Annotated in this window: 12 protein-coding genes and 1 tRNA gene; all 13 read left to right on the top strand. The window is 60.6% G+C overall.

The annotated features are described in order from the left end of the window. Nucleotides 1-276 precede the first annotated feature (276 nt). Nucleotides 277-352 (top strand) — tRNA-Trp (locus tag SAJA_RS12855). 37 nt (nt 353-389) lie between these two features. Further along, nucleotides 390-764, top strand: a complete 375-nt coding sequence (gene secE / locus SAJA_RS12850; RefSeq protein ID WP_123659075.1) for a preprotein translocase subunit SecE — start codon at nt 390-392, stop codon at nt 762-764. Between the two features lie 13 nt (nt 765-777). Further along, nucleotides 778-1,311, top strand: coding sequence for a transcription termination/antitermination protein NusG (nusG, locus tag SAJA_RS12845; protein ID WP_123659074.1), 534 nt, complete (start codon nt 778-780; stop codon nt 1,309-1,311). Between the two features lie 98 nt (nt 1,312-1,409). Further along, nucleotides 1,410-1,838: a 50S ribosomal protein L11 gene (gene rplK, locus SAJA_RS12840; RefSeq protein WP_123659073.1), complete on the top strand. Its 429-nt coding sequence runs from the start codon at nt 1,410-1,412 to the stop codon at nt 1,836-1,838. Between the two features lie 3 nt (nt 1,839-1,841). Next, nucleotides 1,842-2,537: a 50S ribosomal protein L1 gene (gene rplA / locus SAJA_RS12835; protein WP_123659072.1), complete on the top strand. Its 696-nt coding sequence runs from the start codon at nt 1,842-1,844 to the stop codon at nt 2,535-2,537. Between the two features lie 273 nt (nt 2,538-2,810). Then, complete coding sequence (gene rplJ / locus SAJA_RS12830) at nt 2,811-3,332, top strand: 50S ribosomal protein L10 (RefSeq protein WP_123659076.1); 522 nt, start codon at nt 2,811-2,813, stop codon at nt 3,330-3,332. Between the two features lie 70 nt (nt 3,333-3,402). Continuing rightward, the gene (gene rplL, locus SAJA_RS12825) at nt 3,403-3,780 is read left to right on the top strand and encodes a 50S ribosomal protein L7/L12 (RefSeq protein ID WP_123659071.1); all 378 of its coding nucleotides are present in this window, start codon (nt 3,403-3,405) and stop codon (nt 3,778-3,780) included. A gap of 244 nt (nt 3,781-4,024) precedes the next feature. After that, nucleotides 4,025-8,107, top strand: a complete 4,083-nt coding sequence (rpoB, locus tag SAJA_RS12820) for a DNA-directed RNA polymerase subunit beta (RefSeq protein ID WP_123659070.1) — start codon at nt 4,025-4,027, stop codon at nt 8,105-8,107. A gap of 98 nt (nt 8,108-8,205) precedes the next feature. After that, nucleotides 8,206-12,480: a DNA-directed RNA polymerase subunit beta' gene (gene rpoC / locus SAJA_RS12815; RefSeq protein ID WP_123659069.1), complete on the top strand. Its 4,275-nt coding sequence runs from the start codon at nt 8,206-8,208 to the stop codon at nt 12,478-12,480. 130 nt (nt 12,481-12,610) lie between these two features. Next, nucleotides 12,611-12,985, top strand: a complete 375-nt coding sequence (gene rpsL, locus SAJA_RS12810; protein WP_120097584.1) for a 30S ribosomal protein S12 — start codon at nt 12,611-12,613, stop codon at nt 12,983-12,985. A 42-nt stretch (nt 12,986-13,027) separates the two neighbouring features. Then, nucleotides 13,028-13,501 (top strand): 30S ribosomal protein S7, encoded by a 474-nt coding sequence (rpsG, locus tag SAJA_RS12805; RefSeq protein ID WP_123659068.1) that lies wholly within the window; start codon nt 13,028-13,030, stop codon nt 13,499-13,501. 48 nt (nt 13,502-13,549) lie between these two features. Next, the gene (gene fusA, locus SAJA_RS12800) at nt 13,550-15,664 is read left to right on the top strand and encodes an elongation factor G (protein ID WP_123659067.1); all 2,115 of its coding nucleotides are present in this window, start codon (nt 13,550-13,552) and stop codon (nt 15,662-15,664) included. Nucleotides 15,665-15,677: 13 nt separating this feature from the next. Then, nucleotides 15,678-15,960, top strand: a 283-nt coding sequence (locus tag SAJA_RS12795) for a GTP-binding protein (protein ID WP_245963323.1), incomplete at its 3' end; no start/stop codon positions are given.

The following is a 15,960-nucleotide window of genomic DNA, read 5'->3' as shown; positions in this document are numbered from 1 at the left end:
GCCATTCGTGAAGGCGGCCGCACCGTTGGTGCGGGCGTCGTGACCAAGATCACGGTTTAACAGGCCGGTCGATCCTGAAAAGCCCGCAGCGACGAGATCGCTGCGGGCTTTTTCGGCTCAGTAAATCATAAAACCCGTCTGATTCAGCAAGTTTTCGATCCGCGACGCTGTCGCAGGGCGAAAACTTTGGTATACTTTGTCGCGCAGTTGCCAAATGTGCGATTTGTGATACCATCCGCGGTCTTCTCGCGGAGTAGTTAGTTTTCAAAAGCGTCTAGGTCAGTAGCTCAATTGGCAGAGCAGCGGTCTCCAAAACCGCAGGTTGGGGGTTCGAGTCCCTCCTGGCCTGCCATTTAAGACGCACGGTTTCGCACAAGATCGAGTAGTCGATGGCAACTTCAGAACAACGCTCATCGAGCGCGCTGGACACGGCGCTGCTCTGGCTCGCCATCCTGGTGCTCTTTGTCAGCATCGCCGGCTACTATTACTTCACGGCCTATTCCGATCTGGTTCGCGTGCTGGGCATGCTGGCTGGTGCCGGTGTTGCGGCCGCGATCGCTTTCCAGTCACAGATCGGCAAGACCGCCTGGTCCTATGTTCAGGGGTCACGTACCGAGCTGCGGCGTGTGGTCTGGCCGACCCGTCGTGAAACCGTGCAGACCACGTTGCTCGTGGTCGTCTTCGTACTCATCCTGGCTGCCTTCATCTGGGCGCTGGATGTGGTTCTCGCCTACGCGGTGACACTGCTGACAGGACGCGCGTAAGCGCGACATATTTATGGCGAAGCACTGGTACGTCGTTCAGGCCTTTTCCCAGTACGAAAAGAAGGTCCGGGACTCGCTCAAGGATTATGTCGCCCGTCATGAGATGGAAGACTTCTTCGGCGAGATTCTGGTGCCGACCGAAGAAGTGGTCGAAGTGCGTGACGGTCAGCGCCGCACCACCGAGCGCAAGTTCTTCCCGGGCTATGTACTGGTCAACATGGAGTTGACCGACGACACATGGCACCTGGTCAAGAGCGTGCCGCGCGTGCTGGGCTTCATCGGCGGTACGGCTGATCGCCCGGCGCCGATTTCGGACAAGGAAGCTGACCAGATCCTCAACCGCGTTGAGGAGTCGGTGGACAAGCCGCGGCCGAAGACGGTTTTCGAGCCGGGCCAGGAAGTGCGGGTCATCGATGGGCCGTTCTCGGATTTCAATGGCGTGGTCGAGGAAGTCAACTACGACAAGAATCGTCTACGCGTGGCTGTGACTATTTTCGGCCGGGCCACCCCGGTCGATCTCGAATTCGATCAGGTCGAAAAGACATGATTACACGGCGTTGCCCGTGCCAATACGTTGGCGGGCGACGCCGCATAACAGGGAGCCTGGTTTGCACGCCGGGCGTCATCACCTGACAGGAGTGTCCAATGGCAAAGAAAGTTACAGGCTATATCAAGCTGCAGATCGCAGCCGGCAAGGCCAACCCGAGCCCGCCCGTGGGCCCGGCGCTGGGTCAGCACGGCGTGAACATCATGGAGTTCTGCAAGGCGTTCAACGCCGCCACGCAGGAAATCGAGCCGGGGCTGCCGACGCCGGTCGTCATCACCGTGTTCTCGGATCGCAGCTTCTCGTTCGTCACGAAGACACCGCCGGCGGCGATTCTTCTGAAGAAGGCGGCCAACATCAAGTCCGGCGCAGCTGACCCGCTGCGCGACAAGGCGGGCACGGTCACGCGTGAGCAGGTCGAGCAGATCGCCGAGCAGAAATGGCCCGATCTCAACGCGGCCGACATGGAAGCGGCCGTGCGTATCATTTCCGGTAGTGCCCGCTCGATGGGCATCAAGGTGGAGGGCTAAGCCATGGCGAAGATCTCGAAGCGCAAGGCGGCCATCCGCGATCAGATCGATCCGGTCAAGGTGTACCCGGTCGACGAGGCACTGGAGCTGCTGAAAAAGCTGTCCAACGCCAAGTTCACGGAAACGGTCGAAGTCTCGGTCAACCTGGGTGTTAATGCCCGTAAGTCTGACCAGAACGTTCGTGGCTCGACTGTCATGCCCAACGGCACCGGTAAAAGTGTGCGTGTGGCTGTGTTCACGCAGGGCGCCAACGCCGATGCGGCCAAGGAAGCCGGGGCCGATATCGTCGGTCTGAACGATCTGGCCGAGCAGGTTCAGGCCGGTGAGATCAATTTCGACATGGTCGTGGCCACGCCCGACGCCATGCCGGTGGTCGGTCGCCTGGGCCAGATCCTGGGCCCGAAAGGCCTGATGCCCAACCCGAAGACGGGCACCGTGACCACGGATGTGACCACCGCGGTCAAGAACGCCAAGGCGGGTCAGGTGCAATACCGTACGGACAAGGCGGGCATCATTCATGCCGCCATCGGCAAGGTGGATTTCGATAATCAGGCACTGGTCGAAAACCTCACCGCGCTGATCCAGGACCTGAAGCGGGCCAAGCCGGCCAACGCCAAGGGTCAGTATTTCCGCAAGGTCTCGCTCTCGACCACGATGGGCCCCGGCCTGACCGTGGACCACTCGGGCGTGTCGGCCTAGCAATTCATCGGACAGACGCGTGTAGCGTTTGCCCGATTCATCGTTCTTTGTAGCGCAGCCCGCTCCGTCGATGGCTGCGTCGTCAAAGACCGCGAGGCGGGCCGTGGTTCACGGCTCTTAAAGACGAAAACCATTCGTCAGCCTGCGCAGATGACGTGTGTCGCAACGGTCTTTGACTCAAGCGGCAGTCGTCGAATGGGTCCACGAGACGTGGATTCGAACCACCGCTGATACAACGTTGTGTCAGCACGTGAAGGAGTGACAACTATGGCCATGAGTTTTCAAGCCAAGCAGGCCATGGTGGCAGAAGTCAGCGACGTGGCGAACCGCGCGCAATCGGCAGTGCTTGCCGAGTACCGCGGTCTCACGGCCGGCCAGATGGATCGTCTTCGCAACGATGCCCGCAACGGCGGCGCATACATGAAGGTGATCAAGAACAATCTGGCCAAGCTGGCACTGAAAGGCACCGAGTACGAGTGCATGTCCGAGGCCTTCCAGGGCCCGGTCATCCTGGGCTTCTCTTTGGAAGACCCGGGCTCGGCGGCTCGTGTGATGTCGGACTTTGCGAAGTCCCACGATGCCTTGAAGGTCACGGCGCTCTCGTTCAACGGGCAATTGCTGCCCGGTGAGCAGTTGGATCGCCTGGCCAAGCTGCCGACTCGCGATGAGGCACTGAGCCAGTTGATGCGTGTCATGAAGGCACCTGTCGACAAGCTGGCCCGGACCACGCGCGAACCGGTGGCACAGACTGCCCGTGCCATGGCAGCAGTCCGCGATCAGAAGCAGGCTGCTTGATAATCGCTTGTAGCGACTCGTTTATTGAATCGGATCAGTTGATCCCAACGTATAGTTAAGGAGCTAGACAATGGCTGCTACGAAGGAAGAAGTACTCGAAGCGATCTCCGAAATGTCCGTCATGGACGTCGTCGAGCTCGTCGAAATGATGGAAGAGAAGTTCGGCGTGTCCGCGGCTGCCCCGGTGGCCATGGCCGCTGGCGGCGGCGGTGGTGAAGCCGCTGCTGAAGAAGAGCAGACCGAATTCGACGTCGTCATGACCAGCTTCGGCGACAACAAGGTTGGCGCCATTAAGGCGGTCCGCCAGATCACCGGCCTTGGCTTGAAGGAAGCCAAGGAAATGGTCGAAGGCGTTCCGGCTACGCTGAAGGAAGGCGTCGAGAAGGAAGAAGCCGATAAGATGAAGAAGGATCTTGAAGACGCCGGTGCAACCGTCGAACTCAAGTAAGCCTTCGCGTCTTTGACGCAGGGAAAAACGTAACGAGTTGATCAAAAAGATAACTTGAAGCGTCAGCGGATTTGGCTGGTAGCGCGTGTCGCTGCCGGCCTTTTCCCGTTACCGGTGTTTACGAAAATCTGCAGTGTGCTTCGCCTGACGACAGGCGGATCAGACAGGAGCTTTTCGAAGTTCGCGCGAATTCGCCGTGAGAATGCCCCACTCGCGGTCCGTCCAACCAAGAGGGTTGAGTGACATGGCCTACTCGTTTACCGAGAAAAAACGAATCCGGAAGGATTTCGCGAAACAGCCTTCAGTGCTGGAGATGCCGTTTCTCCTCGCCACCCAGATCGACTCCTATCGCAGTTTCCTGCAACAAGGCCTGGATGCCGACAAGCGCGCCGATGCCGGCCTGCATGCCGCGTTCAGTTCTGTCTTCCCGATGGCCAGTCATTCCGGCAGCGCTGCGCTGGAGTACGTCAGCTATCGCCTGGGTAACCCGGTCTTCGACGAGAAAGAGTGTCGTGTCCGCGGGATGATCTATTCGGCCCCGTTGCGGGTGACCGTGCGCCTGATCATCTACGACAAGGACAGCAAGGCCAATCCGAAGCCGGTCAAGGATATCAAGGAGCAGGAAGTCTACATGGGCGAAATGCCGCTCATGACAGGCACCGGCACCTTCATCATCAACGGTACCGAACGGGTCATCGTCAACCAGCTGCACCGCAGTCCGGGCGTGTTCTTTGATCACGACCGCGGCAAGACACACAGCTCGGGCAAGTATCTGTACTCGGCCCGCGTGATCCCGTATCGCGGCTCCTGGTTGGATTTCGAGTTCGACCCCAAAGACAACGTCTATGTCCGTATCGATCGTCGCCGCAAGTTGCCGGCCACGATTCTGCTGCGGGCGCTGGGTTACGACACCGAGCAGATGCTCGAGATCTTCCACGAAACCAACATGTTCCATCTGTCCGACAAGGGCGTGGAAATGGAATTGGTGCCGGAGCGCCTGCGCGGCGAAACCGCGACCTTTGATATCAAGGCCGGCGGTGAGGTTATCGTCGAAGAAGGCCGTCGGATCACGGTCCGTCATATCAAGAAGCTCGAGGAAGCCGGCGTCAACAAGCTGGAAGTCCCCTCGGACTACTTGATCGGCAAGATCTTGTCGCGCGCGATCATCGATACCGACACCGGCGAAGAGCTGGCTGCGGCCAACAGCGAGATCACCGAAGAGCTGGTCGATGCCTTCCGCATGGCCGGCATCAAGGACGTGCCCACGCTGTACGTCAACGATCTCGACCACGGCCCGTATATCTCCACGACGCTGGCCCAGGATCCGTCCACCACGCCGCTGGAGGCGCTGGTCGAGATCTATCGCATGATGCGTCCGGGCGAGCCGCCGACCAAGGACGCCGCAGAAAACCTGTTCCAGAACCTGTTCTTCTCCGAAGACCGCTATGACCTGTCCGCGGTCGGGCGCATGAAGTTCAATCGTCGTCTGGGCCGCGAAGAAGCCGAAGGTGCCTCGATCCTGTCCAACGAGGACATCGTCGACGTGCTGCGCGAGCTGCTGTCGATTCGTAACGGCATCGGCCAGACCGACGATATCGACCACCTGGGCAACCGTCGTGTGCGCTCGGTGGGCGAGATGGCCGAGAACGCCTTCCGTACCGGGCTGGTGCGCGTCGAGCGCGCGGTGCGCGAGCGGTTGTCGATCGCCGAATCCGAGGGCCTGATGCCCCAGGATCTGATCAACGCCAAGCCGGTGGCTGCCGCGATCAAGGAATTCTTCGGCTCCTCGCAGCTGTCGCAGTTCATGGACCAGAACAACCCGTTGTCCGAGGTCACGCACAAGCGTCGTGTCTCGGCGCTCGGGCCGGGTGGTCTGACGCGTGAACGTGCGGGCTTCGAGGTGCGTGACGTACATCCCACGCACTATGGCCGTATCTGCCCGATCGAGACGCCAGAAGGCCCGAACATCGGCCTGATCAACTCCTTGTCGGTGTATTCGCGCACCAACAAGTACGGTTTCCTGGAAACACCGTATCGCAAGGTCGAGAACGGCGTGGCCAGCCAAGAGATCGAGTATCTCTCGGCTATCGAGGAAGGCCGCTATGTCATCGCCCAGGCCAACGCCAAGGTCGATGAGGACGGCACCTTCACCGATGATCTGGTGTCCTGCCGTTACCAGGGCGAGTTCACGCCGTCGGCGCCTGATCGTGTCCAGTACATGGACGTCTCGCCGAAGCAGATTCTGTCGGTGGCGGCCTCGCTCGTGCCCTTCATTGAGCATGACGACGCCAACCGTGCCCTGATGGGCGCCAACATGCAGCGCCAGGCCGTGCCGTGCCTGCGGGCCGACAAGCCGTTGGTCGGTACCGGCATTGAGCGCAAGGTGGCCGTGGACTCCGGTAACGCCGTGACCGCGCGTCGTGGCGGTGTCGTCGACAAGGTCGATGCCTCGCGTGTCGTGGTGCGTGTGCACGACACTGAAACCGGCGCCGACGAATCCGGCGTCGATATCTACAACATGGTCAAGTACACGCGTTCGAACCAGAACACGTGTCTGAACCAGAAGCCGCTGGTCTCGCCGGGCGATATCATCGCGCGTGGCGACGTGCTGGCCGATGGCCCGTCCACGGACATGGGCGAGCTGGCCCTGGGGCAGAACCTGCTGGTGGCTTTCATGCCCTGGCACGGTTACAACTTCGAGGACTCGATCCTCATCTCGGAGCGCGTGGTCGAAGAAGACCGCTTCACCTCGGTGCACATCGAGGAGATGACCTGTGTCGCGCGTGAGACGAAGCTCGGGCCGGAGGAGATCACTTCCGATATCCCGAACGTCAACGAGTCGGCCCTGTCCAAGCTCGATGAATCCGGTATTGCCTATATCGGCGCCGAGGTGAAGTCAGGCGATATTCTGGTCGGCAAGGTCACGCCCAAGGGCGAGACCCAGCTCACGCCGGAAGAAAAGCTCCTGCGGGCGATCTTCGGCGAGAAGGCCTCCGACGTGAAGGACTCCTCGCAGCGCGTGCCGCCGGGCATGGACGGGACCGTGATCGATATCCGGGTCTTCACCCGCGACGGCGTGGAAAAAGACGCCCGCGCGTTGTCCATCGAAGAAGACGAGATGGACGAAGTCCGGGCCAACCTGGCTGACCAGCAGCGTATCTTCGAGGATGATCTCTTCGATCGTCTGCGCAGTATGCTGCTGGGCAAGGTTGCCGACGGCGGCCCGAACAAGCTGGGCGCCGGCAGCAAGGTCACTGCGGCCTATCTGGACGATCTGGATCGTGGCAAGTGGTTTGATATCCGCCTGCAGAATGAAGACGCCCAGTCACAGCTGGAATCGGCTGCCGGGCGGTTGAAGGACCAGAAGGCTGACTTCGAGCGTCAGCTGGCCTCGAAGAAAGAGAAGATCACGCAGGGCGATGAGCTTGCCCCGGGTGTTCTCAAGATGGTCAAGGTTTACATGGCCGTGAAGCGTCGCGTGCAGCCGGGCGACAAGATGGCCGGGCGTCACGGCAACAAGGGCGTGATCTCGCAGATCGTGCCGGTCGAGGACATGCCGTATCTGGAAGACGGCACACCGGCCGATATCGTGCTCAACCCGTTGGGCGTGCCGTCACGCATGAACGTGGGCCAGGTGCTGGAAACCCATCTGGGCTGGGCGGCGCGCGGCATCGGTCTGCGCGTCGGCGAAATGCTGGAGCAGCAGAAAGCCATCGGCGACATCCGTGAATTCCTGAAGAAAGCCTATTTCGTGCAGGACGGCACGCAGGAAGACGTCGACCAGCTCACCGATGACGAAATGCTGACGATGGCCCGTAATCTGGTCGGCGGCATGCCGACGGCCACACCGGTCTTCGACGGTGCCGATGAAAGTGAGATTCGCGAGCTGTTGAAGCTGGCGGGTTTGCCGGAGTCCGGCCAGGCCGAGCTGATCGACGGGCGTACCGGCGAGACGTTCGACCGCCCGGTCACCGTGGGCTATATGTACATGCTCAAGTTGAACCACCTCGTGGACGACAAGATGCATGCCCGCTCGACCGGTCCGTATTCCCTGGTCACCCAGCAGCCGTTGGGCGGCAAGGCGCAGTTCGGCGGTCAGCGTTTCGGCGAGATGGAGGTCTGGGCGCTCCAGGCTTATGGCGCGGCCTACACGCTGCAGGAAATGCTCACGGTCAAGTCCGACGACGTGGCCGGTCGTACCCGCATGTACAAGAACATCGTCGACGGCGATCACAAGATGCATGCCGGTATGCCCGAGTCGTTCAACGTGCTGACCAAGGAGATCCGGGCGCTCGGTCTCAACATCGAACTCGAGGAAGACGATTAGTGAGAGTCGCTCGTGACAGCCGGCGTGTGCGTCGGCTGTCGGCACGGCCTGATGCGCCGTGCGCGTTGCACGCGATATCTCACGATCCGGAGTAGAACATGAAAGATCTGCTGAACCTGTTCAAGAGTCAGGACGACGTCGAAGAGTTCGACGCCATTCGTATCGGCCTGGCATCGCCCGAGACCATCCGGTCATGGTCCTTCGGCGAGGTCAAGAAGCCCGAAACCATCAACTACCGTACGTTCAAGCCCGAGCGTGACGGTCTGTTCTGTGCCCGCATCTTCGGTCCGGTCAAGGACTACGAATGTCTGTGCGGCAAGTACAAGCGGATGAAGCACCGCGGTGTCATCTGTGAAAAATGCGGCGTGGAAGTCACCCAAACCAAGGTGCGTCGCGAGCGCATGGGCCATATCGAACTGGCCGCGCCCGTCGCGCATATCTGGTTCCTGAAGAGCCTGCCGTCCCGTATTGGCCTGTTGCTCGACATGCCGCTGCGTGCCATCGAGCGCGTGCTGTATTTCGAAGCTTATGTCGTGACCGACCCGGGCATGACCCCGCTCGAGCCGTACCAGCTGCTTTCGGAAGAAGAGTATCTGGACACGGTCGAGCAGTACGGGGATGAATTCGCGGCCAAGATGGGCGCCGAAGCCGTGCTGGATATCCTTCGTAACATGGATATGGGCGCCGAAGCCGTGCGCATGCGTGAAGAACTGGCGGCGACCGGCTCGGCCACCAAGATCAAGCGCCTCGGCAAGCGTTTGAAGCTGCTCGAGTATTTCCAGAATTCGGGTAACAAGGCCGAGTGGATGGTGCTGCGCGTACTGCCGGTGCTGCCGCCGGATCTGCGTCCACTGGTGCCGCTGGACGGCGGTCGTTTCGCGACCTCGGATCTGAACGATCTGTATCGGCGTGTGATCAACCGCAACAACCGTCTGAGCCGCCTGCTCGATCTCAATGCCCCTGACATCATCGTGCGTAACGAAAAACGCATGCTGCAGGAGTCGGTGGATGCGTTGATCGACAACGGTCGTCGCGGCCGGGCCATCACGGGCTCCAACCGGCGCCCGCTGAAGTCGCTGGCCGACATGATCAAGGGTAAGCAGGGCCGGTTCCGTCAGAACCTGCTCGGCAAGCGTGTGGACTACTCGGGCCGTTCGGTCATCGTGGTCGGCCCGACGCTCAAGCTGCACCAGTGCGGTCTGCCCAAGAAGATGGCGTTGGAGCTGTTCAAGCCGTTCATCTATTCGCGCCTGCAGCATCTGGAGTATGCCTCCACGATCAAGGCGGCCAAGAAGATGGTCGAGCGTGAGGAGCCGGAAGTCTGGGACATGCTCGAGGACGTGATCCGCGAGCACCCGGTCATGCTCAACCGTGCACCCACGCTGCACCGTCTGGGTATCCAGGCGTTCGAGCCGGTGCTTATCGAGGGTAAGGCCATCCAGCTGCATCCGCTGGTTTGTACCGCCTTCAACGCGGACTTCGACGGCGACCAGATGGCCGTGCATGTTCCGCTTTCCATCGAGGCACAGATGGAAGCTCGCGTGCTGATGATGTCGACCAACAACGTGTTGTCGCCAGCATCGGGCGCGCCGATCATCGTGCCGACACAAGACGTTGTGCTGGGTCTCTATTGGATGACGCGTTCGCGCGTGAACCAGCTCGGCGAAGGCATGATCTTCTCTGATCCGGCCGAGGTGCATCGTGCCTACGACGCCAAGCAGGTTCATCTGCAGGCGTTGATCAAGGTGCGTATCGACGATGTCGAGATGGATGAAGACGGTAACACCACGCCGCTCACCCACGTGGTCGACACGACCGTCGGCCGTGCGATGCTCTACGATATCCTGCCGGCCGGCCTGCCGTTCGCCTTGTTGAACCAGGAGCTTGGCAAGAAGAACGTCAGTGAGGTCATCAACCAGTCGTATCGCAGCGTCGGTACCAAGGCCACCGTGGTCTTCGCCGATCAGCTGATGTACACGGGTTTCCGCATGTCGACCAAGGCGGGCGTTTCAATCGCCGTGGGTGACATGGTCATTCCGGAAGAAAAGACCGAGCAGTTGGAGCGTGCCGAGGTTGAGGTCAAGGAGATCGAGGAGCAGTACACCTCCGGTCTCGTGACCCAGGGCGAACGCTACAACAAGGTCATCGATATCTGGTCGCGTGCCAACGAGCAGATCGCTGGTGCCATGATGAACAAGCTGGGCCTGGATGAGGTCGTCGATGGCGACGGTAATCCGGTAGACCAGACTTCGTTCAACTCGATCTTCATGATGGCGGATTCGGGCGCACGTGGTAGTGCGGCCCAGATCCGTCAGCTGGCTGGCATGCGTGGCCTGATGGCCAAGCCGGACGGCTCGATTATCGAGACGCCGATCACCGCCAACTTCCGTGAGGGTCTGAACGTACTTCAGTACTTCATCTCCACCCACGGCGCGCGTAAGGGTCTGGCCGATACAGCTCTCAAAACTGCCAACTCGGGTTATCTGACCCGGCGTCTGGTGGACGTATCCCAGGACGTGGTCATCACCGACCACGACTGTGGTACTGAGGTCGGTATTCCGATGTACCCGATCGTCGAGGGCGGCGACGTGGTCGAGCCCCTGCGCGAGCGGGTGCTGGGCCGTGTGCTGGCTGCTGACGTGATCGATCCGGCCAACAACGAGACCCTGATCGACGCCGGTACGCTGCTTACCGAAAGCCTGGTCGACAAGCTGGAAACCAACTCGATCGATATGGTGCGGGTACGCAGCCCGATCACCTGTGAGGCTGCCTTTGGTGTCTGTGCTCAGTGCTACGGACGCGATCTGGCCCGCGGCGAGCAGGTATCGATCGGTGAATCGGTTGGCGTGATCGCGGCTCAGTCGATCGGCGAGCCCGGCACGCAGCTGACCATGCGGACCTTCCACGTTGGTGGTGCGGCCTCGCGTGCGGCGTCGGCCGATGGCGTGGAGACCAAGACCGACGGTACCGTCAAGCTGCACAACATCAAGACCGTGAAGCACGCCGAGGGCGGGCATCTGGTCGCGGTGTCGCGTTCGGGCGAGATCGGTGTCGTGGACGAGAACTTCCGCGAGAAGGAACGCTACAAGATCCCCTACGGCGCACGGCTGCACGTGGGCGAGGGCGATGAGGTCGAGGCCGGTAAGCGTCTGGCCGATTGGGATCCGCATACCCATCCGGTGATCTCGGAAGTGGCCGGCAAGGTCAAGTTCGAGGACTTCATCGAAGGCGTGACGGTCCAGCGCGAGATCGACGAAATCACTGGCGTATCCACGCTGGTGGTCACCGAGCCGAAATCGCGTGGTCAGGGCAACCGCGACCTACGTCCGGTGATCAAGCTGTTGGACGCCGATGGCTCCGAGTTGAACTTCCCGGGCACCGAGATCCCCGCGGCCTACAGTCTGCCGCCCAAGGCCATCGTGGTCGTCGAGGACGGCAACGAAGTGGTCGTGGGTGACGTGACGGCACGTATCCCGCAGGAATCGTCCAAGACGCGTGACATCACCGGTGGTCTGCCGCGTGTGGCGGATCTGTTCGAGGCGCGCAAGCCCAAGGTGCCGGCCATCCTGGCCGAGGCTGCAGGCACGGTGCGCTTTGGTGAGGCCACCAAGGGCAAGCAACGTCTCAAGATCGTCGATGGCGACGGCTACGAGACCGAGTTGCTGATTCCCAAGTGGCGTCAAATCAACGTGTTCGAAGGCGAGCACGTCGAAACCGGCGAAATCATTTCGGACGGCGAGCCGATGCCGCACGATATCCTGCGTCTGCAGGGTATTCCCAAGTTGTCGGATTACCTGGTCAAGGAAATCCAGGACGTCTATCGACTGCAGGGCGTGCGCATCAACGACAAGCACATCGAGGTGATCGTTCGCCAGATGTTGCGTCGTGTCGAAATCGTGGATGCTGGCGACACCAAGTTTCTGCAGGGCGAGCAGCTCGAGTATCAGACGGTGCTCGACGAAAACCGTCGGGTCGAGTCCAAGGGCGATGTGCCCGCGACCTTTGATCGCCTGCTGCTGGGTATCACCAAGGCCAGTCTGTCGACCGAATCCTTCATCTCGGCGGCATCGTTCCAGGAAACCACGCGCGTGCTCACCGAAGCTGCCGTGCGGGGTGCCCGAGACGATCTGCGCGGCCTGAAGGAAAACGTCATCGTCGGCCGGCTGATCCCGGCCGGGACCGGCTTGGCATATCACGAGCAGCGGCGTCGCGAGCGCATGGGCCCGCTGGATCTGGCCGGCGCCTTGCCGCCGACCCAGGGCGAGGCTGCAGAAGAAGCAGTCGCCGAGGCCGAAGAGGTCGAAGCGGATGCCGCTGACGCCATGGATCGTACCGATCCGGGCGAGCACGGGGCAGACGACACCACGATCTAGGCGGAGTCGAGGTGGCAGAGCAGGACGCGTTGACACGCGTCCTGCTCTGTTTTAGTATCCGCCGTCCTTTATCGGCAGCCCGAAATCGTTCGAGCTGCCTTAGTTTTTTAGAATCGAGCAGGGTGACGACGTGTCTACGGTCAACCAACTGGTCCGCAAGGGCCGCAAGGACAAGCGTCAGAAGAACGACGTGCCGGCGCTCCAGGGCTGCCCGCAACGTCGTGGCGTCTGCACGCGTGTTTATACAACCACGCCGAAGAAGCCGAACTCCGCGCTGCGTAAAGTGGCCCGTGTTCGTCTGACCAACGGTTATGAAGTCGCCAGCTATATCGGCGGTGAGGGCCATAACCTGCAGGAGCACTCGGTCGTGCTGATTCGCGGCGGTCGAGTCAAGGACTTGCCCGGTGTGCGTTATCACACGGTACGTGGCGCGCTGGATGCCTCGGGCGTCGAGGCACGTCGCCAGGGTCGTTCCAAGTACGGCGCCAAGAAGCCGAAGTCCTAAGGCGCTTCGCCCTCAGTCTTCATCGAATAGGAATATCAGGCTATGTCCCGTCGTGCTTCCGCTCCGCGTCGCGAGATCCTTCCCGATCCGCGTTATCACAGTGAACTGCTCGCCAAATTCATGAACATGATCATGGAGGACGGCAAGAAGTCCAAGGCCGAGATGATCGTCTACGGCGCGCTGTCCCAGATCTCCACGAAAAAAGGCACCGACGAGCCGTTGGAAGTGCTGGAAGAAGCACTGGACAACATCCGTCCGGCGGTCGAGGTCAAATCCCGTCGTGTGGGTGGTGCCACCTATCAGGTGCCGGTCGAGGTTCGTGCCGTGCGGCGGACGACACTGGCCATGCGCTGGGTGATCGATGCCTCGCGCAAACGCGGTGAAAACACCATGGCGCGTCGCTTGGCCGGCGAGCTGATCGATGCTTCAGAGCATCGTGGCGCTGCTGTCAAGAAGCGTGAAGACACGCACCGGATGGCCGACGCCAACAAGGCGTTCTCGCACTTCCGTTGGTAAGCCGCGCGATTCCCGCGCGCTTCATTTCGTAAAGATCAAGAGAACTTCATGGCCCGTAAGCATCCTCTCGAGCGCTATCGCAATATCGGCATCATGGCGCATATCGATGCCGGCAAGACCACGACCACCGAGCGTGTGCTGTTCTATACCGGTATCTCCCACAAGATGGGCGAAGTGCATGACGGCGCGGCCGTGATGGACTGGATGTCGCAGGAGCAGGAACGCGGCATCACGATTACATCGGCTGCCACCACCTGCTTCTGGCAGGGCATGGAGCAGCAGTATCCCGACCAGTATCGTGTGAACATTATCGATACGCCCGGTCACGTGGATTTCACGATTGAAGTCGAGCGTTCCCTGCGTGTTCTGGACGGTGCAGTCTGTGTGCTGGACGCCAACGCCGGCGTCGAGCCGCAGACAGAAACCGTCTGGCGTCAGGCCGACAAGTACCATGTGCCGCGCATCACGTTCGTCAACAAGATGGACAAGCTCGGTGCGGACTACTGGCGCTGCATCGAGATGATGAAGCAGCGTCTGGCCACCTATCCGGTGACGATCCAGTTGCCGATCGGCGCTGAGGACGAGTTCGAAGGCATTGTCGATCTCATGCGCATGCAGGCGATTTACTGGAACCAGGAAGACGCCGGTCGTACCTTCACCGCCAAGGATATTCCCGAGCATCTGCAAGCCGATGCCGAGAAGTATCGCGAAGAGATGATCGAGGCTGCGGCAGAAGCCGACGAAGAGATGATGGAAGCTTATCTCGAGGCCGGCGACCTGACCAATGACCAGATCAAGGCAGGCCTGCGCAAGCGTGTGATCAATAACGAAATCACGCTCTGCATGTGTGGCACGGCCTTCAAGAACAAGGGCGTCCAGGCCATGCTGGATGCGGTGATCGATTACCTGCCGTCGCCGACGGAAGTTCCGGCCATCAAGGGCCAGGATGCCAACGATCCCGACGTGCAGATCGAGCGCAATGCAACGGACGAAGAGCCGTTTGCCGCGCTCGTGTTCAAGATCGCGACCGACCCGTTCGTAGGCTCGTTGTCGTTCATCCGAGTCTATTCGGGTGTGCTGCAGTCGGGTGACGCGGTGTACAACCCGATCGAGAACAAGAAAGAGCGTGTCGGTCGCATCCTCCAGATGCACTCCAATACGCGTGAAGAGATCAAGGAAGTCCGTGCCGGCGATATCGCCGCCGTGGTGGGTCTCAAGAACGTGACGACCGGTTACACGCTGTGTTCCCCGGATTCCAAGGTCATCCTCGAGCGCATGGAGTTCCCGGAGCCGGTGATCGCCGTGGCCGTGGAGCCGAAGTCCAAGGCTGACCAGGAAAAGATGGGTGTGGCCCTGTCGAAGCTGGCACAGGAAGATCCGTCCTTCCGTGTGCGTACCGACGAGGAAACCGCGCAGACCATCATCTCCGGCATGGGCGAGCTGCATCTCGAGATCATCGTTGATCGCATGAAGCGCGAGTTCGGGGTCGAGGCCAACGTGGGTGCGCCTCAGGTGGCGTATCGCGAAACCATTCGCGCCGAGGTTGAGCAGGAAGGCAAGTTCGTTCGTCAGTCGGGCGGTCGCGGCCAGTACGGCCACGTCTATCTGCGGATTACGCCGCAGGAAGCGGCCGGCGACGGCTACGAGTTCGTCAACGCCATCGTTGGCGGTGCGGTGCCAAAGGAATACATCAACGCCGTCGACAAGGGTATTCAGGAAGCCATGACCAACGGTGTGGTCGCCGGTTACCCGATGGTCGATGTGAAGGTAACGTTGTACGACGGCTCGTATCACGACGTCGACTCCAACGAATCGGCGTTCAAGATCGCCGGCTCCATGGCACTCAAGGACGGCAGCCGTAAGGCCAAGCCGGTCCTGCTTGAGCCCATGATGGATGTTGAGGTGGTCACGCCGGAAGATTACATGGGTGACGTGATGGGCGATTTGAATCGTCGTCGCGGCAACCTCAAGGGCATGGAAGACATCCCGACGGGCAAGCATATTTCTGCATCCGTGCCGTTGTCCGAAATGTTCGGCTATGCGACCGATCTGCGCTCGATGAGCCAGGGTCGTGCCACGTACACGATGCAATTCGACAACTATGCGGAAGCGCCGAAGAACATCGTCGAAGCGCTGACCAAGAATCAAACGCAAAAGGCATAAGAGGTAGTTCGCTGTGTCCAAATCAAAATTCGAGCGTAGCAAGCCGCACGTCAACGTCGGCACGATTGGTCACGTGGACCATGGCAAGACCACGCTGACGGCCGCGTTGCCCGTGGTATCGAACCGTCTGTTCGGTTCCACCCTGTCGGCGTTTGACGCCATCGACAAGGCGCCGGAAGAGAAAGCGCGTGGTATCACCATCTCCACCTCGCACGTCGAGTACGAGAGTGAGGCACGCCACTACGCCCACGTGGACTGCCCGGGCCACGCCGACTACGTCAAGAACATGATCACCG

It is taken from the genome of Salinisphaera japonica YTM-1, from assembly GCF_003788585.1.
Taxonomy (GTDB): Bacteria; Pseudomonadota; Gammaproteobacteria; order Nevskiales; family Salinisphaeraceae; genus Salinisphaera; species Salinisphaera japonica.
This window is presented reverse-complemented; position numbering and strand designations above follow the sequence as displayed.